Below are 22,520 nucleotides of genomic sequence, written 5' to 3'. Positions count from 1 at the left end.
GGGATTATGCGCATATTCGCAGGAGCGGCCAGAGAAGGATTATGCTTTCGAGGGTAATTTTGTGCTGCATGATTTGATCGCCAACGGCCAGTCGATGAGAACCGTTTCGCTGCCGCGCGGACGGCAGCGTTTGCATGCCATGCCCACGAGCGCCGGTTACGAGGTGCGTGAAAACGAGACCTATGATTGGGACGGCAGAAAGCGCGGCCTGACACCCTTCACGGTGCTGCAGCATACGATCAACGGCACCGGCCGCCTGCGCTACCAGAATCGCAATTACAAGCTCCAGAGCGGCGACACGATGATGGTGCTCGTGCCGCACAATCACCGCTACTGGCTGGAAAAGGGCGACCGCTGGGAATATTTCTGGATCTCGATGAACGGTGAAGAAACGCTGCGCATCCACAAGATGGTGCTGGCACTCGCCGGGCCGGTCTTCAAGCTGCAGCAATCGACCATCGATCATCTGGCGGACTGCAGCCTGCGGCTCGTCAAAGGCGCAAACACGCCGGGCTCGGCCTCGGCGGTCGCCTATGAAGCCGCCATGGCGCTCTATGATGACATCTTCGGCGCCTCCGCCTCGATGGCCGAACAACGCGCCATGCAGGCGGTGACCGACCATATCAACGCCAATCTGGAAAAACCGCTTCCGGTCAGCGAGCTTGCGGCGATCGTCGGCTTGAGCCGCGCCCACTTTTCTCGCAGCTTCGCCGAAAGCGAAGGCGTGCCGCCCGCCGAATATGTCCTGCAGCAGCGCCTGCAACGCGCCGCAAAATTGTTGACCAAGGCGGATTTCCTGCCGGTCAAGGAAGTCTCGATCATGTGCGGCTTCGAAGACGCCAATTACTTCGCCAAGGTCTTCCGGCGCGTTTACGGCATCACGCCGACGGAGTTTCGCACGACCGGCATGTATGCGAGCATCGGCCGCGGCCGGTAGGCGATCAATTGAAGACAGAATGTATCCCGCGACAAAATCGCCGGCGCGACCAGGATTTATGGAATTCGATCTAGCACCTCAAGTTCAGACGAATGCCTGCAGCCTTGTTCTCCGGGCACAGACCATCTTGCCGCCTGACAGCGACTCGCTAAGCTGTTGATCTGTGCTTACGGGAGGTGGGCTTTGGCTGCTGGAGGTTATTCATGGGCGAGCAGGTGGTGAGCATCGCAAGTTACGGCGTCGAGCCGGGTTTGCGTTTCGCCGTGCTTCTTGACGGCAATGGCGGCTGTCGCACCCTCGACATGGAAGCAGTGCGCCGATGGACGCCGGATGACGGCGTCATCTGGCTGCATTTCGAACGCGATCATCCAGCCGCTGCCGAATGGGTGACGACCAGAGGCGGCTTCGACCCGCTCGTCGCCGACGCCTTGCTGGAAGAGGAAACGCGGCCGCGCGTCGAAGCCATCGATGACGGGCTGCTGATCATTCTTCGCGGCGTCTGTGCCGCTCCGCCGGAAGAGGCGGAGGTCAGGTCGGCGGAAATCGATCTCGTTCCCCTTCACGTATGGGCCGATCAGCGCCGGCTGGTGACCCTGCGCGACAGCGGCCACTATATAACCGCCTTGCGCGATATCCGCCTTGCGCTCGACAAGGGCAAGGGCCCGAAGCAGACGGGGGAACTGCTCGCCCTTGTCAGCGAAAAGCTGGTCCGCGACCTCGAACCCGTGCTCGACACGATGGACGAAGAGGTCGACGAGCTGGATGAATTGATCTTTCACGGCGAAGCCAGCGAAGTCCGCGAGCGGCTGAAGCAGCTTCGCCGCCGGTCCGTGCAGCTTCGGCGCTATCTCGCCCCCCAGCGCGACGCCCTGAACCGCATCGAGCATGACGACGCACCGTGGCTGAAGGAGCGCGACAAGCTGCGTTTCCGCGAGGTCATCGACAAGCTGATGCGCTTCATCGAATATCTCGACGCCATCCGTGACCGTACCGGCATTCTTCATGACGACCTGTCCACGGTCATCAGCGAAAGGATTGCCCGCAATTCCAATCGCCTCGCCGCGCTCGCCGCCCTGCTGCTACCGCCGAGCGTGGTCGCCGGTCTTTTCGGCATGAATGTTGGCGGTATCCCTGGCGTCAACGATACTTGGGCTTTCATCATCATCGTTGGCTTTGTTGCGGTCACGTCCGTTGCAACGCTGATGGTCCTCAAACGGATCAACTGGCTATGAGCAGCCAAGGGCAGAGATCCCGAACTGCCTTTCCTGATGATTTCAATACAAGACGATTATCGCACGAGGGCACGGGATCGCTCAGATCCCTGCGTACCACTCGTAGCCGCGGTCTTCCCAGAAACCGCCATTGCCGCCCCACAGGCCGGCAAAGCTGTCGACGATCTCGATGCGCATGATGTATTTGGCCTGCTTGTAGCCGAGTTGCCGTTCGACCCGCAGCCGGAGAGGCGCGCCATGACCGACGGACAGATCCTTCCCGTTCATCTGATAGGCTAGGATGGTCTGCGGATGGAACGCGTCGATGAGGTCAATGCTCTCATAGTAGCGGCCACTTCCATCGAGTGTCTTCTCCAGCTCGTCGGCACAGTGAAAGACCGCAAATCGAGCGTTCGGCTTCAGTCCTGCCGAGCTCAGGACGGCCCCAAGCGGAACTCCCGTCCATTTCCCGATTGCGCTCCACCCCTCGACGCAGTCATGGCGGGTGATCTGGGTGCGAGCCGGAAGCCTCTTGAGATCAATGAGGGAGAGTTCCTGAGGCCGATCGACGAGACCGTCGATCTTCAATCGCCAGTTTGCGAATTTGCCTTCGACGAGTTCGGCATAGTCTTCGCTGTCAGGCGCGCTCGTGCCGTTCACGCGGAAAGAGGGAGAAATGTCCGTCTCGGCAAATTCGCGGGCGAGAGCATCGCGTCCCTGCAGTAGCCTTTGCGCCTTCATCGTCAGATTTTCGGCCGAGCGGATAACGCTTGCCACGCCGGCGTTCTGTTCCAGTATGTCGCAGCCTGAGAGCGTGAGTGCCGAGGCGCCGAGCGTGCTGCCGATAAGAAAGCGCCTGCGGGTCAGAAAGTCGCGTGTCATGAATGTGGACCTTTTTCTCTGATGGCATAGCGACCCGTGATCATCGAGCGCATGTTGTTCCAGGTTCCCGACAGCACGACCATCGCCACATGGACGAGCACGAAGAGGACGAGAAGCGTTGCGGTCATGAAGTGGATCGTGCGCGCCGACTGGCGCCCGCCGAAAATATCCACCAGGGCCGGCACGATGGCATTAAAGCCGGGAGACATCGTCAGGCCGGTCAGCAACATGGTCGGCAGCAGAATGACGATCACGGCAAGGTAAGTGAGCTTTTGGAGCGCATTGTAGTGCTTCGCTTCTTGCCCTCGCGGGAAGCGCAGACGTGCGTGGTCGAGGATTTCGCGCCACAGATGACGCGGGGAAAGGTCTCTGCGCGCCGGTGCGAGGTCACGCCGAAAATGGCCGCTCAGGATGCCGAAGCCAAGATAGAAAATGCCGTTGACTAGAAACACCCAGGCAAAGAAGAAGTGCCAGCGGCGGCCGGTTGCGAGATCCTGAAACGATGGAATGGTCGCCCAGGCCGGAAATGCCCGCGGCGTCGGGCTCCCCTCGAAGGTCGAGACGCCCAGAACACCTGATGTCGGCACCTCGACGCCGGCGATCCGGACGAAACCACTGATATCGTCGCCCTGTCCGCTCGAGCCGATCGTCAGGACAGCTGGATCCCCGTCTGCCCCATAGTGCCCCCAGTAAAGTTCGGGATGAGCGTTGAAAATCTGCAATCCGCTCAAGAGCAGGACACTCAGGCAGATGACGTTCAGCCAATGCGTCAGCCGCGTGACTAGGGAATGACGATGGATCATCAGGATCCGGGAGTATCGCATATTGTCGTTGTCGGGACTGTCGCTCACGGATGCGGCCTTCCGGTCGAGTTGATTTGTTGGGTGTATTGCAATGCTGGATGCCGCCGGTCGGCCAATGGGGGCGGAAGCCGACCGGCGGCGACGTGGCTCACATGGGAGGCACCACGCCATTCTTGCCGACGATAACGCGATGCGCGACTGTGCCGCTCGAGGCCTTCTCGGCCGATATGAAGACCATCGCCCCTGCAACCAGGTCGTCTTTGGTTGCAGGGGCGATGGTCACCACCGGAGTGCCGTCAGGAATGGAAATCTTCTTTTCCTTGCCGTGGTAGGACACGGTAACGGTCCGTCCATCGACATCCTTGACCGCATCGGCGACGGTGGCATTGGTCATGCTGCTGTTCGGCTTGAGGTCCCATCCAAAGCTTCCTTCGCCGGCTCCCTTGAGCGCGGGCGGAAAGATCAGAACTTCGAGAGCGCCATCTCCACCCTGATCCTTCGGCAGGGAGGCGATGCCTACGTAGTCTCCGGGCTGGATGTCGGTGACCTTTGCGTTGGCGACGCTGGCAACCTGCCAGCCGTCGGCGAGAGCGACATCGACGGTTTCTCCCTCGCGCGTCTTCACTTTCAAGTTAGAACCTGCGAAGTCGACGACACTGCCTCGGATGTGGAGTTCGGCCTTTTTCTCTTCGGCTTGGACAGAGGCTGGCGAAACAAGGGTTGCCGGAATGCCGGCCAAGCCGGCGACCATGATGACTGGAAGAAGTCTGCGCAACATGTGAGATTCCTTACCTACTAGTTGGTAGTTTCGACGGCGCTATTTTGCCAGATATTTCCGTCGACGCACCGCCCCGCCGACAGGAATGAGATCATCGCGGCCGCAGCCGTTGAAGACTAGGCTCGAGAATAAGTTCGAAGACAGCGGGCGTCCCATAGGCTCGTGCCGATAGCATTGCGCCATGGACAGTGGCCATGAAAGCCTCCGCCTCTATGCGCGCCGGGCACGAGATTACCAGGGATCCTTGCTGGTCACCGCGCTCGATGACCGATGTCAGCCATTCGGAGAGATGCTGAAAATAGGCCCGCACTTCGATCGCCACCTCCAAAGGAAGGGCGGGCAGCTCGCTTGCAAGAAGCGCGCAGACACAAAATGGACGGCTCGCATCCTCGATACATTGCGCCCAAAAACCGGCATAGGTCTTCAGCAACTCGAGCGGATCGCTGAACCTGCTTTCAACCTCGGCCAAACCAGTCTCGGCCCTTGCGCGATAGCGGGCGACAAGCGTGCGCACTAGATCGACCTTGCTTGGAAAATGATGATGGATGCTGGCTTTGCGGATTCCGACAACGGCAGCGATGTCGGCATAACTGAACCCGTTATAGCCGCCCGATACGATCAGCTTTTCTGCACTGTCCAGGATTTCGTCATAGGTAGTCGAAAGATTGCTCATAAATAATTTCTACCTTCTAGTAGGTAGACAATCAACCTCACTTCCCCTTTTATTTTTGGAAAATATCCCGAACATGATGAATGGCGGGGTAGAGGGACGCAACGAGCAGGACAGAAGCCGTAACGTTGAAGAACCTCAACCTGCGCCCGATCGACAACCATCCCCTCAGAACTGTGCCGGTCCAGGTCCAGATCACGTTGGATAGGAGACCGATCACTCCGTAGGCAGCAGCAATTATCATTGCCGAACCGATCGAACGATCCGGATCAAACAGGGTTATCGCCGACAGCCCGGTTGCCCAGACTTTGGGATTGATCACCTGAAAGGCCGCGGCACCGACAAACGATAGGGGCCTTGCCCCCGCGGCGCTGTTTCTCGCCGCCTGCGCAGTTGCGATCCTGTATGCAAGCCACAGAAGATAGAGGACTGACGCGATTTCAAATAGTCCAACCAGAAACGGAGCGGCGTCCAGAAGCGTTATAAGACCCAGGCCCATCACGAGGACTATTCCCGAAACTCCTCCCGAAATTCCGAGGAGATGCTGCAGCGAGCGTTTAAGTCCAAAATTTGCCCCTGATGTCATGACCATAACGTTGTTGGGGCCGGGTGTGATGGTCGCCGCAAAAACGAATAGAAACAGCGGTAAAAGAATCTCAATGGTCATATTTTCTTCCCGGCGGCAGGATGCCTGCTGTGGCCACATCGATCATGGAAGCAAGCGTGGCTGATCCGGTGAACTCCCGTAACCCTGGCTGCGCTGGAGCGCGTCAGATGGGAAGGGCACTGCGGGTCTTTGGACGGAGACAGCCGATCAACGATTGGTTTCGCAGATGTGTCGCGCACACTCGCCGAAGATCTTTGCCCGAAAGATCTTTCCGCGGCGCAAAAGTGCCTCGGTGAAGGTCAGGGTCCTTCGTTCGCTGCGTTACTACCGTCCGGTTGCGAGAGGCTGACACCAGGCTGGATAAGAATCTTCCCGCCCTCCGTCGTTGTGGCTATGATTCCGTCGCTATAGATCTTGACGGAAGCAATCGTACCTTTGACCGTGCCATCCGCGCTCTCGATATATTTGCCGATATAGCCTTCGGCCTGAGCGAGGCTGGAACCTGCCAGCAGGGCATCCAGCTTCTGATTCGTCTGGATCGTCTGTTCGACCTGCGAGAAGCTGGCGAGCTGGGCCAGTTGTTCACCGGCATCCACGGGATCGGTCGGATCTTGGTTCTTCAACTGCGCGATGAGGAGCTGCAGGAAGTCGTCATAGTTCACCATCGCCTTCTGCTGCGCGGTGGTCGGGTTGCCCGCCGTGGAAGAGCCGAGGCCCGTGAGAGAACTTGTCGTCATAATCGATCTCGGTTGTTTGGGTCAGTTGGAAGCGTGTGATACCGACATTAATTACCTACTAGTCGGTAGTTTAAGCGATGGGTTTTTGCGTGAAGATATGTATGCGGAAGCGTATCAAATGCCTACCTTCTAGTAGGTTCAATGTCAATGTTGAAAGATGGGGACTTCTGCCCAGGGCAAGTTCTGCCTTCTCGCCATGGCCGCCACGTGCCGCCCTCACATTACCGCCCAAAGGCTATCGCTTGGCCGACCGCCGTCGGTGACGGAGATCATCCAGCCGGAGGCTCGAAAGATGGATATGGTTCGTCGAGAACTCGCCGACGTTTCTGGCCGCGCAGCCGCATTTCGAGACCTGGGTTCGTCGTATCCGACAGGCACGACCTATCGGACGCAAGAAGACAGCACAGGACACGAGCTAAAGGTCGGCGCGCGATATCGGCCCGATTGACTCAGTGCTTTGTGACGCCCCCGGATGCCCTGGCGGGCTTCGCCGGCGGAGGTGTCGTAGAAACACTCTGGGCATCGCTCTTGGTCTTCCCAACGCTTTTAGCCTTCGCTGTGCTTTTCGGCTTCGCAGGAGTGCCAGCAGTGGTGGCCTTTTTTGGGCGAGACTTCTTGGCGGGCTGACGGTTAGCCTCGCCGCTCGCCGCGATTTCCTGAAACGCCCGGAGCCAATGCTTCAGATCTTCGCCGTGTGGCCGACCTTCCCGTTCCCAAATCTCGTAGGCGCGCTGTCTGATACGATCCTCATTCGATGCCATCTGACCCTCCCGTCAAGCTGTTGCCAGGAGCAATCAGATGGCGCGCCGCGCTCCAACGGCAATGGCTACGCGCGCATTTCCCAGCGTCATCCGGTGCGCTGTTGGCAGCGACGCTGAAGGTTGCGACCTACGCTGCGTCGAGTGCCAGGGTGAGGTCGGCAATGAGGTCGTCTGGATGTTCGATGCCGATCGACAGTCTGATCGTTGCATCGAGAACACCGATGCGCTGACGTACCTCGGCCGGTACGCCTGAATGGGTCATGGTCGCCGGATGCGATGCCAGGGATTCCGTCCCGCCGAGGCTGACGGCAAGCTTGAAGATCTTCAACGCGTTGAGAAACCGGAACGAGGCCGGCTGGCCGCCCTGGATATCGAAGGAGAATGTCGAACCGGCGCCGCTGCACTGGGCGGCGAATGTCCTGCCGACGGCAGAGCCGGGATCGCTGTAAGGCAAGTAATGGATCGTCTCGACCTTGGGGTGCTGCCTCAGGAAATCCGCCACTGCCTTCGCATTGCTGTCTGCCCGCTCCATGCGGATCTGCAGCGTTTCGAGCGAGCGCCCGAGCATCCAGCATGAATGCGGATCGAGCTGCGTGCCGATGGCACCGCGAAGCGCCTTCACCTGCTTGATCAACGCCCGGCTGCCGAGTGCTGCTCCGGCGATCAGATCCGAATGGCCGCCGACATATTTGGTCAGGGAATAGAGGGAAATGTCTGCGCCATGCTCTATCGGGCGCTGGAAGACCGGGCCGAGCAGCGTGTTATCGCAGGCGACGATAGGTGTATGGCCCTGCTTCTGACCAATCACATCTGCAACCCGTCGGATCATCGCGACGTCGACAAGACTATTGGTCGGGTTTGCCGGCGTCTCGATGAGGATAATCGAAACGCGGCCCTTGGCCATTGCCTGCTCGGCCGCAGCCTTTACCGAGGCCTCGCTGACGCCGTCTGCAAAGCCGACGGCGGCAACGCCAAGATTGAGGAAGGTCTTCGCAAGCAATGTTTCTGTCCCGCCATAAAGCGGTTGCGAGTGGAGGATCGCATCTCCCGGACGAACGAAGGCGAGCAGTACCGTCGCGATGGCCGACATTCCCGATGAAAACACCGCGCCGCTCTCGGCTCGCTCGTAGACCGCCAGACGATCTTCCACGATCTCGCTGTTGGGATGATTGAAGCGCGAATAGACGAGACCTGCACCCTTGCCTTCCGGCGGCTCTTTCCGGCCGGAGACATAGTCGAAGAAATCGCGACCGTCTTCGGCGGAGTTGAAAACGAAGGTGGACGTCAGGAAGACGGGCGGCTTGACCGCACCTTCGGAGAGTTCCGGATCATAGCCATAGTTGAGCATCTGGGTTTCCGGATGCAGGGGATGATTGCCGATATGGGTTCTTGGAGGATGCGGTGCAGTCATGGAACGTCTCCCTCAATTAGCGGCTTTCCGGCATCAACAACGTGCCTGCGCCTTTCTAATATCTGGAGCGCTGCAGCAACAGAGAAACACCCCTCACGACCAGCTCGGCAAATTTGCCATTCACCTTCCGATCTCTTCAACGTGGCACCAGACCGCCAGAAGCGGGGTGGTGGTGCAACGCATGGCAAAGGACTGGCCCGCTTCAGCAGCAAAGACGCCGCCTATTCCGGTCGAAAACCAGCTCTCCCCGGCGATCGAAAGCTCGCAGGGAGAAAGCAGCAGGAAGGCCCTTGAAAACCGCTGCACGTGATCCGGAAAACGGCTATAGGGTTCCATGTAGGTCAGGCCGACCCGGATATCCGCCCGGTCTTCCAGGCCACCCGGGCCAACAATCACGCTATGCGCATGGGCCCTTTCAAAATTCAGGCTGGCAAATGGTCCGCTTCTGCCTCTGATCCAAACGAGCGATTCCGCAAGACGCCAAACACTTTGCGCCACTTCGGCGTAGATGTCTCGAGCAGCGATTGCATTTTGAAGAGCCGCTTCGAGGCCTGAAGGGATACCCGTATCGGGGAGCCGCTTGTCGCGTAGCGTTCCTGTGCGTTCCAGCTTTTGAAAGACTTTTCCCGCGACAAAACTCGCCATCGTCGAGGCCGAAGGATGCAGCATCGCGCGGGCCAGCAGGTTCAGGAAATTCTCGAGCTCCACCGGCCGTTCGGCAGCACCTCGCTCGCGCAGCCTGTGTTTCACCGGCTCTTTCTCGTCGGTGATAAGTAGATCTGCGTCTCGTTTGATGGTCCTGCCCATAACGTTCTCCGTGGAGGACCTTCCCTACAGTGCCCCACCCAGATCCGGCAAGGACTCTGATCAATCTGCCTCAGCCAAAATTGACGATCACGAAGACGGAGGTCCACGCTCTTGTGGATGACGACATCAGGCCTTTATATCCGCGAAATGGCGCCATCGCGGCGCGCATTGAGCAATCCTTGTTATGCACAACTTCATGCAGTCGGTTCCGCTACACGACCCTAGACCGATCGTCGGAACTGCTCGTTGCAACCCCTTCTCGCAAACCAACTTCAGGACGCTTTCTTCCACGCCTTATCCTGCGAGGAAAGCACCCGGCCTATTTCACGCGAAAGCGGACAAGGGAAGCTTTTCCAGGATTTACAGTTCCTAGCCAATATTTTTACTGTCCTGGCCCAGATCAGAGTTATTCAACCGAATGATTCCGATAAAGAAAAGCTATTTTCAACAAAGCGTTACTGGTGCTGCAGCGTCGATCACAGAAATTATTATATTACTTTCGGTTGCATTTTGGCGCAAACCTCGCAATGATCGCCGTTGACCGGAGGTTCCAGCCATGAAGGCCAAGTCGCCCACATCGATCGATACCTATGTCGGCAGCAGGGTGCGGGCACGCCGCAAATTGCTCAGGCTGTCGCAGGTCGGGCTTGCGGAGCGAATCGGCGTTACCTTCCAGCAGATCCAGAAATACGAAAAAGGCATAAACCGCATTGGCGCGAGCCGATTGCAAACGATCGCCGAGACATTGGGCGTACCCGTTCAATTCTTCTTCGAAAATGACACCGAGCCGACCACCTATAACCTTGTCAGCAACGGCAAGGATGATCTGAACGCGTTCTTGACGTCGAAGGATGCCCAAGCCCTCAACCGAGCCTTCATGGCGATAGAGAGCCCGGCTATCCGGCAGAAGCTCGTTGCCCTTGCCAAGAGCCTGGCCAGGAGCACACAGCCTGACAGTGACGACATCATCCATCCCGAAACTGGCGCCTGAGGGCTCTTGTGGTTCACCTCCAGACCTTTGGCGAGTTGCGACTGACGGACAGCTTGGGCGCGCCGATCCGCTATCCGGTCAAGGCCCTGGTGATGCTTGCCTATCTGCATTGCTCGCCGGACCAGCAGCGCAGCCGACAAGAGCTTGCGCGGTTCTTGTGGAACGAGACGGGAGATCATCTTGCAGATCTCAATTTGCGGAAGCTGATATCGCGCATTCGCGATACGACGACATCCGACGAACAGATCCTGAATTTCGGGCCGCCTTTCGTCACCCTGAACAAGAATGTCCTATCGGTTGATCTCGACATATTGCGCCAGGAAGAACAGCCGGTTGCGCAATTGGCGGCCGTCAGCGATCTCGTGCAACGTGGCTTCATTCCCGGTCTGAACGCGTCAACCAGAGCAATCGATGGGTGGATCGAGCGCGAACGGCAACTCCATCTGCTCACCCTGCGGGATATCTTCGTCAAGGCCGCGGATCATATCCGCGATGACGAGGAACGTCGCCTTCTGCGCCGCTCGGGACTTCAGCTTCTTGAAGCCTTTCCCGGTGACGAGCAGATCCGCTCGGTCCTTCGCGGTACGGCGGACGATCATTCGCAATACCGGCCACAGGCGGCGCGCGCCGTGGCAATGGCAAGCAGCCGCATTTCCGAGCAACAAGGCGCCGGAATGCCGCAAATCATAACCGCAGCATCAACACCGCGGCTTGTGCTGCTGCCTCCGGGTGCAACGGCGCTGTCGCGGGAGGCGTCAATTGCTGACGCCCTCATCGAGGATGTCACGATCGAGCTCTGCGCCCTGCGCAACATATCCGTCGTCGCACCCCATACGGCCGAGCAGATTCGTCGCGACTCCGACAAGGCCACGATCGTTCAGCGGCACTCGATTTCCTACCTCCTGGATACGCGGCTTTCCGGAGAGGGCCTGTATGCGCAACTTATCTATTTTCCAACCGACGAGATTTTGTGGGCGGCACGATTTGACATGGCGGTAGAAACGCTGCCGGCGCAGAGGCGCTCGATTGCCCAGAGACTTGCCGACGCCGTCTCCGGACAATTGAAACGAAATGAAAGCATTCGTCTTCGTAACGAGGCTGATCCGCAGGCCTATCATTCCTATCTCGTCGGCGCAGGCCTGCTCACCAAGCTCAGCCTGCCGGACATCCGCCGTGCCCGGAAATCCTTCAAGCGCGCACTGCATTTTTCGCCAGACTATGCCCCTGCTTTCACAGGCCTGGCGCGGACATTCACCAGCGAGTGGCTGGTGACTGCGCAAGGCGATCCCGCCCTGCTGCAGCTTGCGGAAGATCAGGCGCTTCGTGCGATAGAGAGGGATCTGGAATCGGCAGCCGGGCATCGGGAACTGGGTGTTGCGAAGCTCTACCGGGGAGCGGTCGATGACAGCGTTGCAGCACTTGACCTCGCCGAAAGCCTCAGCCCGCATTATGCCGATGTGATCTATAGCCATGCGGACACGTTGGTCCATGCATCGCGGCCGCAAGATGCGCTGGAGAAAATCAAGAAAGCCATCTCGCTCAATCCGATCGCACCCGACGCCTACCTCTGGTGCGCGGCCGGGGCGAGCTACTTCCTTGAACGCTACGAAGACGCGCTCGGCTTTGTCGATCGGATGAAGGACAAGGCACCAGCCTATCGCATTGCGGCGGCCAGCTGCGCGATGATCGGCGATCGAAAACGGGCGCAGTTTTATCGGCAACGCGCCGAGCTCCTCAATCCCGCTTTCGAGGTCGAGAAATGGCTCGCCTTGGTGCCTTTCAAGGAGCGGTGGCAAAAAGAGCTTTACCGGGACGGTCTTTTCAAGGCCGGATTTTCAAAAACCTAAGGGAGAAATACTATGGCAAAAGTTGTTGTATTGGGCGTAACAGGCGAAAAGGGACTCTGGCTCGTGGATATCGCCGCGGGCACCGTAACACCGGTGCAGGTGCCTGCCAGCGGTGATCTGGCGGCAGCCGTCAAGCAGCGCGATGCCGGCGGCGTATTCATCAAGAATGTCGATTTCGCGATTGCCGTCTCCTCGGCTGATACGGTCTTCTCCGGCCACGTGGACGGCTAAGGCGCGCGACGCTGACCGGTCAATCCGACCTTTATTCCGATCGAACGATTGCGCCGCGGGACACGTTGTCCCGCGTCGCGCCCTATTTGGAGGCGATGGGCATCACGCGCCTGTCACGACAGACCGATCTTGATTGTGTCGGTCTTCCGGTCTGGTGCGCCTATACGCCAAACTCCCGCTCCATTGTCATCGCTCAAGGCAAAGGACTTGAGGATATCGACGCCAAGGTCTCGGCGGCGATGGAAGCCTTGGAGCGCGCTGTGGCAGGTGAGCCAATCACCACCACTACGGTTTCATCGGCGCGTGACCTGCGACGCCGAGGCGATTGCGCCGAACCGCTCGATTGCCTGATCGCAAGCGGAGAGCAGACCGTGGGCGAAGACGAGGTGCTGACCTGGAGCCTGGCAACCGAATTGCTTCACGATCGACCGATCCATGTTCCACAGGATGCCGCCCTCCTCGATCGGACGCGACCGAACCGTTTCTGGATGTCGTCGGACGGGCTTGCCTCGGGCAATACACTTGAAGAGGCAATGTTTCATGGCATCCTGGAGCGCGTCGAGCGCGATGCCCACGTCCTGTGGCAGATCGTCAGCGATCACCAGCGCGACGCATCCTGCGTCGATCCGAGAAGTTTTGCCGATGCCGCGCTCTCAGACCTGATCGACAGGATCGAGGCCGCGGGGCTCATCTTGAAACTCTTCGATATCACGAGCGATATTGGTATCCCCTGCTTTACCGCGCTCGTCGCTCCATCAACAATCAACGGCAAAATACCGCTCCGGTTCGTCGAGGTTACAGGCGGAAGCGGCGCTCATCCCTGGGGCGTGCGAGCGGCAATCCGCGCTGTAACGGAAGCGCTTCAGTCGAGACTGACCTATATCAGCGGCGCCCGCGACGATGTCTGGCCCGAACTGTTCACGACACCGCTTCCGATACAGACCCGCAGTGCCTTTCTTGCCGTCCCCGCTTCGGTCTCTGCGGCCGCCATCGCAAGACCAGCCGGGACCGTGTCGGATCTGTTGCAGGAATTGCTGGAGAGACTTCGCGCCGGCGGGATCGGCTCGGTAATCGCACTCCCCCTGACGCCAGCAAACCTTCCATTTTCGGTGGTGAAGATATTCATACCCGATCTTGAAAACCCGGCAGGCAACAGGCTTCATCGTTTCGGCCAGCGGGCCCTTGCAAGGGCTATGCGCGCGTGAAAGTCGTCTTCATTGGCCCGAGCCTGCCTGACGCGGCCAAGCACGCCGCCACGGATATCGCTCTCCGCCCGCCGGCTGTGCAGGGAGATGTGCTAAGGGCGGTGGAAGATGGCGCCAACATCGTTGGCTTGGTAGACGGCGGCTTTGAGAATACCGCCCCGGTTTGGCATAAGGAAATTCTCTTCGCCCTTTCCCTTAATGTCACGGTCCTCGGCGCCGCCAGCATGGGAGCGCTGCGCGCAGCCGAATGCCGGGCGTTTGGAATGATCGGCATTGGCAGGATTTACAACGACTATGTCAGCGGAGCCGTCGTCGATGATGCCGATGTCGCGCTTCTACACGAGCCGATAGAATTGGGCAGCAGAGCGCTGACCGTGCCGATGGTCAATGTGAGAAGCACTTTGGACGAGATGGAAAGGCTGCGGCTCTTCGATAAGGCCTTTCGCCTGGCTCTCGAACAGGCAGCTCTAAACATCTTCTTCAAAAAGAGAACCTGGGCTCTCATCGTTCGCGCATGTGCGGCAATACCGGCATCGCGAAAACAGTATTGGCTCGACATGCTGAGGATGCACACGATCGACCAGAAACGGATCGACGCCCTCGCTCTTCTCGAAGCTGTTCGCGACCGGGATGATCAGCGCGTGTCGACAAATCGCGACTGGGAATTCAGAAGAACCACGCTTTGGTCAGAACAACTGACCCGCTTAAAGGCTCGAGCGCCATTACACCCATAACGTGTTTCACGCGTTTTTCACACACTTTAGTACCGAACTGTCCTTATTGTCCCCTGGGCAATCTGGAGAATCGATATGTCGGTCATAGGGTCGGGAAAGCGCCTGTACGAATCGGCGGCAGCCATGGACAATCTTGACGAGCTGATGGCTTTGGCTCGGATGATCACCTATGCAAAAGCGGTCGCTGAAGATTTGAAGATCGGACCGAGCGCTCAATCTCTCGACGCGGCATTGACGGCGGTCACGCGCGAGCTGCGCAGGGCAACCGATGCGGATCTTCCCGGTCTGGAGCCTCTGCTTTCGGACATGAATATCGAGCTGCACTGATTCGCCCTACCGCTGATGCGCCAGTGACTATACGAAAGCCACAGGACGCCGAAGACTAGGCCGGACTGGCCGCGAGGGCGATCGAGTCGGCCACGGCATCTACGCGATCCGATAGGATGGCCGTTGCCACGCGAAGATGTGCGCTTGGAAGGATGGAGAATTTCGCACCGGGATGAACCGCGATACCCCGCGCCGCCAGCGTGACCATCGCGAAGGGTTCGGATGAGACTGGCACCCAGGCGCATAGTCCGCTGCCATGCTGCGCCTCGATCCCACGCTCGCCCAGGGCATCGACCAGATCGGCCCGACGCCGGAAATAAATGTCACGAGAGCGCTGCAACGAGGCTTCCGTCAGAGGGTCCCTCAGAAGCCAAGCCGTGGCCGCCTGGAGAATACGGCTTGTCCAGCCAGCGCTGAAGCTGCGGTAGGACTGTATCTGTTCGACGATCGCCCGCGAGCTTGAGAGCACGGCAAGCCTCAGATCCGGACCATGCGTCTTTGAATAAGAGAGAATATGAATTGTCCGGTCGGCAAACCGGCCGCCGAGTGAATGACGCGGAGCCGTGGAAATGTCGGCGACACCGTCATCCTCGACGATCAACGTGTCGGTGCCGTCGAGAATGTCTCCAAGCCTTTGCAATCGCTCGCTGCTGACGTTCTGACCGGTCACTGAGTGAAGCCGCGGCTGAAAGATGAAGGCGACGGGCCGCAGCTTCATCGCGGCTTCGAGAGATGCAGGCTGCGGCCCCTCCCTATCGCACTGGACCGGAAGGATCCGCACGCCTCGATCCTCCAGAATATCAAGAAGCCGCATGGCGGTCGGATCTTCGATCGCAACGGAGGCACCGGGCATGACGAGCGCCTGGATGAGCGTGTAGACTGCGTTGTAGCCCCCGTTCGTCGCCAGGAATGCCTCCGGTTCATATGGCCAGGTCTTTCGCACAATCTCTTCGAGCTCCGGAAGGATACGGCTCCGCTCATAGCTGTTGAGATTTTCCGCCGACGCTCCGTAGGCCATGGCTTGCGTAAGCTGCGGCAAAAGCCGGACATCCGGTACCGCCGATGTCAGGTCGAGCACGTCGGCTCCATAACGGCCGGAACTGCCGAGCCGTTCTGGCTTTGCCACGAAACGGTCGCCGCTCACCCAGGTGCCGTTCCGTCCCCTGCCGCTAATGATTTTCTGACGTCTCAGCTCGCTCCAGGCCTCTGAGATCGTTGCCGGGCTGATTCCGAGCGCAAAGGCGAGATCGCGGATCGGCGGCAGCTTCGTCCCGACGGGAAGCGCCCCGGCCCGGATCAAGGCACTGGTTTCAATCGCAATTCCTCGAATTGTCCGATCGGTCAATTTTTGGGCAAACCACGCCGCATCGACAACATCGCTCATTTAATCACCACTTTTAATGTTCAATAACGTAATAACATTTGATCAGACAAATTTGAACATTTAATTATCTCGAAAACAAGGTCTTTGCGAGTGAATGCCGATGCCTCTTAGCCTGCGACTTGCCCTGCGTGACTGGGACTACATGACGCCCCTGGTTCTCGGCGATGTCTCCTCTCCCAAGCTTGATATCAAGGTCGAACGCGTCGGCACATTGCTCTCGCATCTCGGCAAGAGCGACGACTACGATGTCGCGGAGATGTCCTTCAGCCGCTATACGCAGCTGCGCATCGATGGCGACGAGAGCGTCGTCGGCATTCCGAACTTCATCATGCGCGGCTTCCGTCACCGCTGCATCATCACCCGCAAGGACGGCCCCGTCACCGAACTTGGTGAACTGGCCGGAAAGCGCATCGGCGTCACCGGATGGCGCGACTCCGGAAACACATGGACCAGAGCGGCGCTGCGCCGCGAGGGTGTCGGCGTCGATGATGCCATGTGGTATGCGGGCCGCCTGACGCAAGCGCATCCGGTGGTCGATCGCCTCGACGGGTTCGGCCGGCCCGGCCGCATCGAAGCGGCTCCCGGTGAGCGTCCCATGGTCGACCTGCTCGAGGAAGGCTTCCTTGACGCGATCTTCACGCCTTTCATGCCTGACGGCTACTTCGGCGGCGGATCGCCGTTCCGGCAAGTCGTTTCCGATTTCAGAAGTGCCGAACGTCGATATTTCGCCGATGTGGGCTATGTTCCAGGCATGCATCTGATCGGCATCAAAGCGGGCATCGTCGCGCAGAACCCGTGGGTGATCGAAGAACTCAGCAAGCTGATCGATGAATCGCAGCGGATGTGGCTGAGCAAACGCCGCAAATACGCAGACACCTCGCCCTTCATGATGGACGAGCTTTTGAAATCTGCGGCCGAGCTCCCGGCCGGCTGGGAAGCCAGCGGCTTTGCGGTCAACCGCAAGATGATCGCCGATTTCGCCAACGAGCTTCACGTCCAGGGCATCCTGCCGCAGCTGATGACGCCGGAGGATCTCTTCTCCTTCGATGTGGACGGTAGCCGCATCGGGTGAGCGCATGACGAAACGCATAATTCGAACCAAACAGGGGAATGAACAATGTCGATCAGGAAAATTGCATGCCTTGCTCTGACGAGCGCGGTGATGATCTCGGGAACGGCCTTCGCTGAAGACGCGGCCCTGCCCAAGCTTTCGGTCAACGATGCGCTCCATGCGCAGTTGCCCGAAGCGATCCGCACGTCCGGCAAGATGATCTCCGTCAACAATGGCTCGTTTCCTCCCTATGAAATCGTCACGGGCACCGAAATGACCGGCGCAAGCGCCGATCTGACCGATGCGCTCGGCCAGGTTCTCGGGGTCAAGATCGAGCATGAGACCGTCGGCGGCCTGCCGGCGCTGCTCGCCGGTGTGAATTCTGGCCGCTACCAGTTTGCCTTCGGTCCCGTCGGCGACTTCAAGAGCCGCGAAGAGTCTAACGACTTCGTCGACTGGGTGCAGGAATTCGTGGTCTTCTCGGTGCAGAAGGGCAATCCGAAAGGTATCAGCTCCCTCGATACCGCTTGCGGCAACCGCATTGCCGTCATGGCCGGCGGCTCGGCCGAAAAGGTCATCCAGGTGCAGGCTGAAAAGTGCAAGACCGATGGCAAGGGCGCGATTGAAGTGCAGTCCTTCACCGACCAGCCGAGCTCGATCCTGGCCGTCCGCTCCAAGCGGTCGGATGCCTTCTTCTCCTCTCAGGCACCGCTCACCTATTTCGTGTCCCAGGCCAACGGCCAGCTGGAACTGACAGGTGTCGGACAGAAGAACGGCTTCGAGAACCTCTACCAAGGCGCGGTTGTCGCAAAGGGCTCGCCCCTCGGCCCGGTCCTGCGTGACGCAGTCAAGGTGCTGATGGACAACGGCACCTATGCCGCGATCATGAAGAAGTGGGGCCTTGAGAACAATATGATCAAGGAGCCTGGCATCAACCTCGGTGGGACGCTTCCGAAATGAGCACACAAACGCAAACACTCGCATCGCCCCCTGGCGATGCGAGAAGCCGGGACGTGGCCCATGCCCACAAGCCCTTCCCCAAAGGCCGCGTTGCGGCCTGGGCCATCACGCTTGCGATCGCCGCCTACTGCGCCTGGTCGGTCGCGCACAACGAGAATTTCGGCTGGCCGGTCGTCGCACACTATTTCTTCGACCCGACCGTCATCAGCGGCCTCTACGTCTCCCTTGGCCTGACGGTTGTTGCGATGATCATCGGCATCGCTCTCGGCCTCGTGCTGGCCGTCGCGAGAATGTCCAGGGATCACCTCGCAAGCACCCTCGCCTCTCTGTTCATCTGGTTCTTTCGCGGAACACCGCTCCTGGTGCAGCTGATCTTCTGGTACAATCTTTCGACGCTCTTTCCGACGCTGTCGATCGGCATCCCCTTCGGCCCGACTTTCATGAGCTGGGATACGAATTCGGTGATCAGCCCGATGACGGCCGCGATCGCGGGACTCGCCCTCAACGAGTCCGCCTATATGGCGGAAATCATCCGCGGTGGCCTGCTTTCGGTGGACAAGGGCCAGTACGAGACGGCGGAAGCCTTTGGCATGACGCGCATCCGCGCGCTTCGCCGCATCATCATCCCACAGGCCATGCGCTCGATCGTTCCGCCGACCGGCAACCAGTTGATCAGTATGATCAAGGCCACCTCCCTCGTCAGCGTCATCGCCATGGCCGATCTTCTCTATTCGGTGCAGTCAATCTACAACCGCACCTTCGAGATCGTACCGATGTTGCTGGTCGCCGTCCTCTGGTACCTGCTCATCACGTCGGTCCTCAATGTCGGTCAGGCCTATATCGAACGCTATTACAGCCGCGGCGATCGCCGCACGGGTGCTGCCAAGCCTGTAAAGGAAGCGGCCATCATGGCACAGGCAACGGAGGCAGGCGCATGAACGAGATCGCCACGATCGAGCCTCTCGTCAAGGCACGCAATGTCCATAAGTCCTTCGCAGATCTGGAAGTGCTGAAGGGCATCGATCTCGACGTTGCACCCGGCGAGGTCGTCGTCGTCCTTGGACCCTCCGGCTCCGGCAAGTCGACGTTCCTGCGCTGTATCAACCACCTCGAATCCATCAATCAGGGTTCGATCGAGGTGGACGGCGAACAGATCGGCTACCGCCTGCACAAGGACCGGCTGCTGCAGCTGTCGAACCATGCGATCGCGCTGCAGCGGCGCAAGATCGGCATGGTGTTCCAGCAGTTCAATCTCTACCCGCATATGACGGCGCTGCAGAACATCATCGAGGCACCGGTCGGCATACATGGCGAAAGCCGAAAGGTCGCAACCGAAAATGCCCTCAGGCTGCTCGAACGGGTCGGGCTTTCGGCCAAGGCCGACAGCTATCCGCGTCAGCTTTCCGGCGGCCAGCAGCAGCGCGTGGCGATTGCCCGCGCGCTGGCCATCAAGCCGAAGCTGATGCTCTTCGACGAGCCGACCTCGGCACTTGACCCCGAGCTGGTCGGCGAGGTTCTCGCTACCATGCGGGATCTGGCAAATCAGGGTCTGACAATGATCGTCGTCACCCATGAGATCGGTTTTGCGCGGGAAGCGGCCGACCGCGTCGTCTTCATGGATGGCGGCAAGGTCGTGGAACAGGGCAAGCCGGAAGACGTGATCGGCAACCCGCAGCACCCCCGTACCAGAAGCTTCCTGTCGCGCTTCATCTAGCGCGGCGGCTCCCATGCTCTTGCCTTGCGGGCTGGCTTTAGCGTGAGCCGGCCGGCGATACCGCGCCCATCAAACTGGAATTGCCATGTCCCTCGACAATGATTTTGCCCGCCTCTCCGATTTCGAACCTATGGAAGCGGAGCTGACGGCCATCCGCCGGCATCTCCACGCCCACCCCGAGCTCTCCTTCGAGGAAACCGAAACAGCCCGTTTCGTTGCTGAAAAGCTCGAATCCTGGGGCTATGAAGTAACCCGCAATGTCGGGGGCCATGGCGTGGTTGCGCGCATGACGGTCGGAGCCGGAAAGAAGAGCATCGCCATCCGCGCCGACATGGACGCCCTGCCGATCACAGAGGAGACCGGTCGCCCCTATGCCAGCACGGTTGCCGGCAAGATGCATGCCTGTGGGCATGACGGCCACACGACGATCCTTCTCGGTGCAGCCGAATATCTGGCGCGCACGCGCCGCTTCAACGGCACCGTCAATCTGATTTTCCAGCCCGCTGAAGAGGCAGGCGCATTGAGTGGCGCACCCGCCATGATCGCCGACGGGCTGTTTGAACGCTTCCCCTTCGACGTCATTTTCGGTCTGCACAATCATCCAGGCGCACCCGAGGGCACCTGGCTGATGCGATCGGGCCCGCTGATGGCCGCTGCCGACAGCGCCGAGATCGTCATCAGGGGCAAGGGCGGCCACGCCTCGCGGCCGCATCTGACCGTCGATCCGGTGGTCGTTGCCTGCAACCTCGTCGTCAGCCTGCAATCGGTCGTCTCCCGCAGCATCGATCCGACACAGACCGCCGTCGTCACGGTCGGTGCAATCCACGCCGGCGAAGCCGCAAACGTCATCCCAGAAAGTGCAAAACTGCTGCTGAGCATCCGCTCCTTCGATCCGAAGGTGCGAGACACCTTGGAGGCCAGGATCCGCAGGCTCACTGAGACGATTGCAGACGGTTACGGCGCAACCGCGGAAATCGAATACACGCGCGGACACCCCGTGGTCGTCAATTCGGAGACGGAAACCGAATTCGCCCGTAAGGTTGCAGAAGAGCTGGTCGGTGCCGACAAGGTAGCCCTCTGCAACCTCATCCCCGGCAGTGAGGACTTCTCGCATTTCCTCGAGCACAAACCCGGCAGTTTCCTGCGGCTCGGCAACGGTGTGGAATCCGCGATCCTGCACAGCGCCAAATACGACTTTGCCGACAAATCCCTGACGGCGGGCGCCGCGATGTGGGCGCGCTTGACCGAACGCTATCTCGACGACTGAGAGCCTTCGCCTACCAGGCCGGGAACGGATCTTCGAGGGCCGCCCAGTCGCGCGGGTCGGCGCTCGCGAGGCAATCGTCCAGTGCGGTCCGCACGCCCGTCTCGTCCATGCCAACGCCGATGAATACCAGTTCCTGCCGGCGGTCGCCCCAGGCGCTGTCCCACCGGCTCTGCAGGTGTTGCTGAAACTGTTGATGGTTCGGCCAATCCTGTCGCGGAACGGCCGCCCACCAGAGACCCATGGGTTCGCAGCGACGTTGCACCCCGGCAGCCGACATCAGGCCCACGTGGCGCGGACGTGTGGCAAGCCAGAAATGGCCCTTGGCGCGCAGCACTCCCGGCCAGGGCTCGTCGAGGAATGCACGAAACCGCTTGGGGTCGAAGGGACGCCGCGTGCGGTAGACAAAGCTCGATACCCCGTATTCCTCCGTCTCCGGAACATGTTCGCCCGGGCTGTACAATTCCTTGTGCCACAAGGGATGCGCAGCGGCCTTTTCTTCATCGAAAAGGCCGGTATTGAGAACTGTTGCCAGGGAGACCTTGCCGAGATCCGTCTCCACCTGGCGTGCATCGGGGTTGAGGGACGCAACAATCTTGCGGACCTCCGCGCGGACCTCTTCAGTCGCGTCCGAGATCTTGTTGATCACCACAATATCGGCAAACTCGATCTGGTCGACCAGCAGGTCGATGAGGGTGCGGCGGTCCTCGCCGTCGCGTTGCAGGCCCCGGTCGGCAAGCAGATCGGCAGTACCGTAGTCGGCTAACAGGTTCGCGGCGTCGACCACAGTGACCATCGTGTCGAGCCTCGCAAAATCGGAAAGCGAAACACCGTTTTCATCGCGGAAGGAAAATGTTGCTGCAATTGGGCGTGGCTCGGCGATGCCGGTACCCTCGATCAACAGATAATCGTACCGCCCCGCTTCGGCCAATCGCCGCACTTCCGTCAGCAGGTCGTTGCGCAGGGTGCAGCATATGCAGCCGTTGCTGAGCTCGACCAATGCCTCCGTCGTATGCGAAAGGTTGCAGCCGCCGTCTCGAATGAGGCTTGCGTCTATGTTCACTTCACTCATGTCGTTGACGATGACGGCAACCCGCAAACCCTCCCGGTTGTTCAGGACGTGACTGAGAAGTGTCGTCTTGCCAGCACCCAGAAAGCCGGCAAGCACGGTCACCGGCAGCCGCTCGATCCCGTTCATCGGCATGCCC

The 22,520-nt window shown here is 59.5% G+C and carries 24 protein-coding genes; 13 read left to right on the top strand and 11 right to left on the bottom strand.

Annotation, left to right across the window (positions count from 1 at the left end):
• Positions 1–61 precede the first annotated feature (61 nt).
• On the top strand, positions 62–937 hold the full coding sequence (locus LVY75_00835) for an AraC family transcriptional regulator (protein XAZ20540.1): 876 nt from the start codon (positions 62–64) through the stop codon (positions 935–937).
• A gap of 203 nt (positions 938–1,140) precedes the next feature.
• On the top strand, positions 1,141–2,169 hold the full coding sequence (locus LVY75_00830) for a zinc transporter ZntB (GenBank protein ID XAZ20539.1): 1,029 nt from the start codon (positions 1,141–1,143) through the stop codon (positions 2,167–2,169).
• A gap of 81 nt (positions 2,170–2,250) precedes the next feature.
• On the opposite strand, the gene LVY75_00825 is transcribed toward LVY75_00830, so the two are convergent.
• The 9 genes from LVY75_00825 to LVY75_00785 all read right to left on the bottom strand — a co-directional run bounded on the left by LVY75_00825 (position 2,251) and on the right by LVY75_00785 (position 9,604).
• On the bottom strand, positions 2,251–3,030 hold the full coding sequence (locus tag LVY75_00825; GenBank protein ID XAZ20538.1) for a molybdopterin-binding protein: 780 nt from the start codon (positions 3,028–3,030) through the stop codon (positions 2,251–2,253).
• Positions 3,027–3,854, bottom strand: a complete 828-nt coding sequence (locus tag LVY75_00820) for a cytochrome b/b6 domain-containing protein (GenBank protein XAZ21390.1) — start codon at positions 3,852–3,854, stop codon at positions 3,027–3,029. Before LVY75_00820 ends, LVY75_00825 begins: the two co-directional genes overlap by 4 nt.
• Before the next feature lie 127 nt (positions 3,855–3,981).
• Positions 3,982–4,611: a hypothetical protein gene (locus tag LVY75_00815; protein XAZ20537.1), complete on the bottom strand. Its 630-nt coding sequence runs from the start codon at positions 4,609–4,611 to the stop codon at positions 3,982–3,984.
• Between the two features lie 91 nt (positions 4,612–4,702).
• On the bottom strand, positions 4,703–5,284 hold the full coding sequence (locus LVY75_00810; protein ID XAZ20536.1) for a TetR/AcrR family transcriptional regulator: 582 nt from the start codon (positions 5,282–5,284) through the stop codon (positions 4,703–4,705).
• A 49-nt stretch (positions 5,285–5,333) separates the two neighbouring features.
• Positions 5,334–5,948, bottom strand: a complete 615-nt coding sequence (locus LVY75_00805) for a LysE family translocator (GenBank protein ID XAZ20535.1) — start codon at positions 5,946–5,948, stop codon at positions 5,334–5,336.
• 239 nt (positions 5,949–6,187) lie between these two features.
• Positions 6,188–6,625, bottom strand: coding sequence for a flagellar hook assembly protein FlgD (gene flgD / locus LVY75_00800; GenBank protein ID XAZ20534.1), 438 nt, complete (start codon positions 6,623–6,625; stop codon positions 6,188–6,190).
• Positions 6,626–7,074: 449 nt separating this feature from the next.
• Positions 7,075–7,386: a DUF2934 domain-containing protein gene (locus LVY75_00795; protein XAZ20533.1), complete on the bottom strand. Its 312-nt coding sequence runs from the start codon at positions 7,384–7,386 to the stop codon at positions 7,075–7,077.
• 127 nt (positions 7,387–7,513) lie between these two features.
• Positions 7,514–8,797, bottom strand: coding sequence for a cystathionine gamma-synthase family protein (locus tag LVY75_00790; protein XAZ20532.1), 1,284 nt, complete (start codon positions 8,795–8,797; stop codon positions 7,514–7,516).
• A 120-nt stretch (positions 8,798–8,917) separates the two neighbouring features.
• A complete protein-coding gene (locus LVY75_00785; protein ID XAZ20531.1) occupies positions 8,918–9,604 on the bottom strand; it encodes a dimethylsulfoniopropionate lyase in 687 nt (228 codons plus the stop codon).
• A 556-nt stretch (positions 9,605–10,160) separates the two neighbouring features.
• Between LVY75_00785 and LVY75_00780 the strand changes: the two genes are divergently transcribed.
• The 6 genes from LVY75_00780 (at position 10,161) to LVY75_00755 (ending at position 14,939) form a co-directional block, all read left to right on the top strand.
• Positions 10,161–10,595 carry a helix-turn-helix domain-containing protein gene (locus LVY75_00780; GenBank protein XAZ20530.1) on the top strand — a complete coding sequence of 145 codons (435 nt, stop codon included), beginning with the start codon at positions 10,161–10,163 and terminating at the stop codon, positions 10,593–10,595.
• 8 nt (positions 10,596–10,603) lie between these two features.
• The gene (locus LVY75_00775; GenBank protein XAZ20529.1) at positions 10,604–12,442 is read left to right on the top strand and encodes a peptide antibiotic resistance protein; all 1,839 of its coding nucleotides are present in this window, start codon (positions 10,604–10,606) and stop codon (positions 12,440–12,442) included.
• Between the two features lie 12 nt (positions 12,443–12,454).
• A complete protein-coding gene (locus LVY75_00770; protein XAZ20528.1) occupies positions 12,455–12,673 on the top strand; it encodes a hypothetical protein in 219 nt (72 codons plus the stop codon).
• 47 nt (positions 12,674–12,720) lie between these two features.
• Positions 12,721–13,878 (top strand): YcaO-like family protein, encoded by a 1,158-nt coding sequence (locus tag LVY75_00765; protein ID XAZ21389.1) that lies wholly within the window; start codon positions 12,721–12,723, stop codon positions 13,876–13,878.
• The gene (locus tag LVY75_00760) at positions 13,875–14,612 is read left to right on the top strand and encodes an antibiotic resistance protein (protein ID XAZ20527.1); all 738 of its coding nucleotides are present in this window, start codon (positions 13,875–13,877) and stop codon (positions 14,610–14,612) included. The genes LVY75_00765 and LVY75_00760 overlap by 4 nt, the downstream gene beginning before the upstream one ends.
• Positions 14,613–14,687: 75 nt before the next feature.
• A complete protein-coding gene (locus LVY75_00755) occupies positions 14,688–14,939 on the top strand; it encodes a hypothetical protein (protein XAZ20526.1) in 252 nt (83 codons plus the stop codon).
• A 55-nt stretch (positions 14,940–14,994) separates the two neighbouring features.
• Here the strand turns inward: LVY75_00755 and LVY75_00750 are convergent, their stop codons facing one another.
• Positions 14,995–16,323: an aminotransferase class I/II-fold pyridoxal phosphate-dependent enzyme gene (locus LVY75_00750; GenBank protein ID XAZ20525.1), complete on the bottom strand. Its 1,329-nt coding sequence runs from the start codon at positions 16,321–16,323 to the stop codon at positions 14,995–14,997.
• Between the two features lie 100 nt (positions 16,324–16,423).
• Between LVY75_00750 and LVY75_00745 the strand changes: the two genes are divergently transcribed.
• The 5 genes from LVY75_00745 to LVY75_00725 all read left to right on the top strand — a co-directional run bounded on the left by LVY75_00745 (position 16,424) and on the right by LVY75_00725 (position 21,315).
• The gene (locus LVY75_00745; GenBank protein ID XAZ21388.1) at positions 16,424–17,395 is read left to right on the top strand and encodes a nitrate ABC transporter substrate-binding protein; all 972 of its coding nucleotides are present in this window, start codon (positions 16,424–16,426) and stop codon (positions 17,393–17,395) included.
• 45 nt (positions 17,396–17,440) lie between these two features.
• Positions 17,441–18,334: an ABC transporter substrate-binding protein gene (locus LVY75_00740; GenBank protein XAZ20524.1), complete on the top strand. Its 894-nt coding sequence runs from the start codon at positions 17,441–17,443 to the stop codon at positions 18,332–18,334.
• Positions 18,331–19,272: an amino acid ABC transporter permease gene (locus LVY75_00735; protein ID XAZ20523.1), complete on the top strand. Its 942-nt coding sequence runs from the start codon at positions 18,331–18,333 to the stop codon at positions 19,270–19,272. Before LVY75_00740 ends, LVY75_00735 begins: the two co-directional genes overlap by 4 nt.
• Positions 19,269–20,048 carry an amino acid ABC transporter ATP-binding protein gene (locus LVY75_00730; protein ID XAZ20522.1) on the top strand — a complete coding sequence of 260 codons (780 nt, stop codon included), beginning with the start codon at positions 19,269–19,271 and terminating at the stop codon, positions 20,046–20,048. The genes LVY75_00735 and LVY75_00730 overlap by 4 nt, the downstream gene beginning before the upstream one ends.
• Before the next feature lie 85 nt (positions 20,049–20,133).
• Entirely contained in the window at positions 20,134–21,315 is a 1,182-nt protein-coding gene (locus tag LVY75_00725) for a M20 family metallopeptidase (GenBank protein ID XAZ20521.1), read from the top strand.
• A gap of 10 nt (positions 21,316–21,325) precedes the next feature.
• On the opposite strand, the gene LVY75_00720 is transcribed toward LVY75_00725, so the two are convergent.
• Entirely contained in the window at positions 21,326–22,510 is a 1,185-nt protein-coding gene (locus LVY75_00720) for a GTP-binding protein (GenBank protein ID XAZ21387.1), read from the bottom strand.
• Positions 22,511–22,520 lie beyond the last annotated feature (10 nt).

This window comes from Sinorhizobium sp. B11 (genome assembly GCA_039725955.1).
Taxonomy (GTDB): Bacteria; Pseudomonadota; Alphaproteobacteria; order Rhizobiales; family Rhizobiaceae; genus Rhizobium.
The sequence above is the reverse complement of the archived record's forward strand: the minus strand, read 5'-3'. Positions and strand labels throughout refer to the sequence as shown.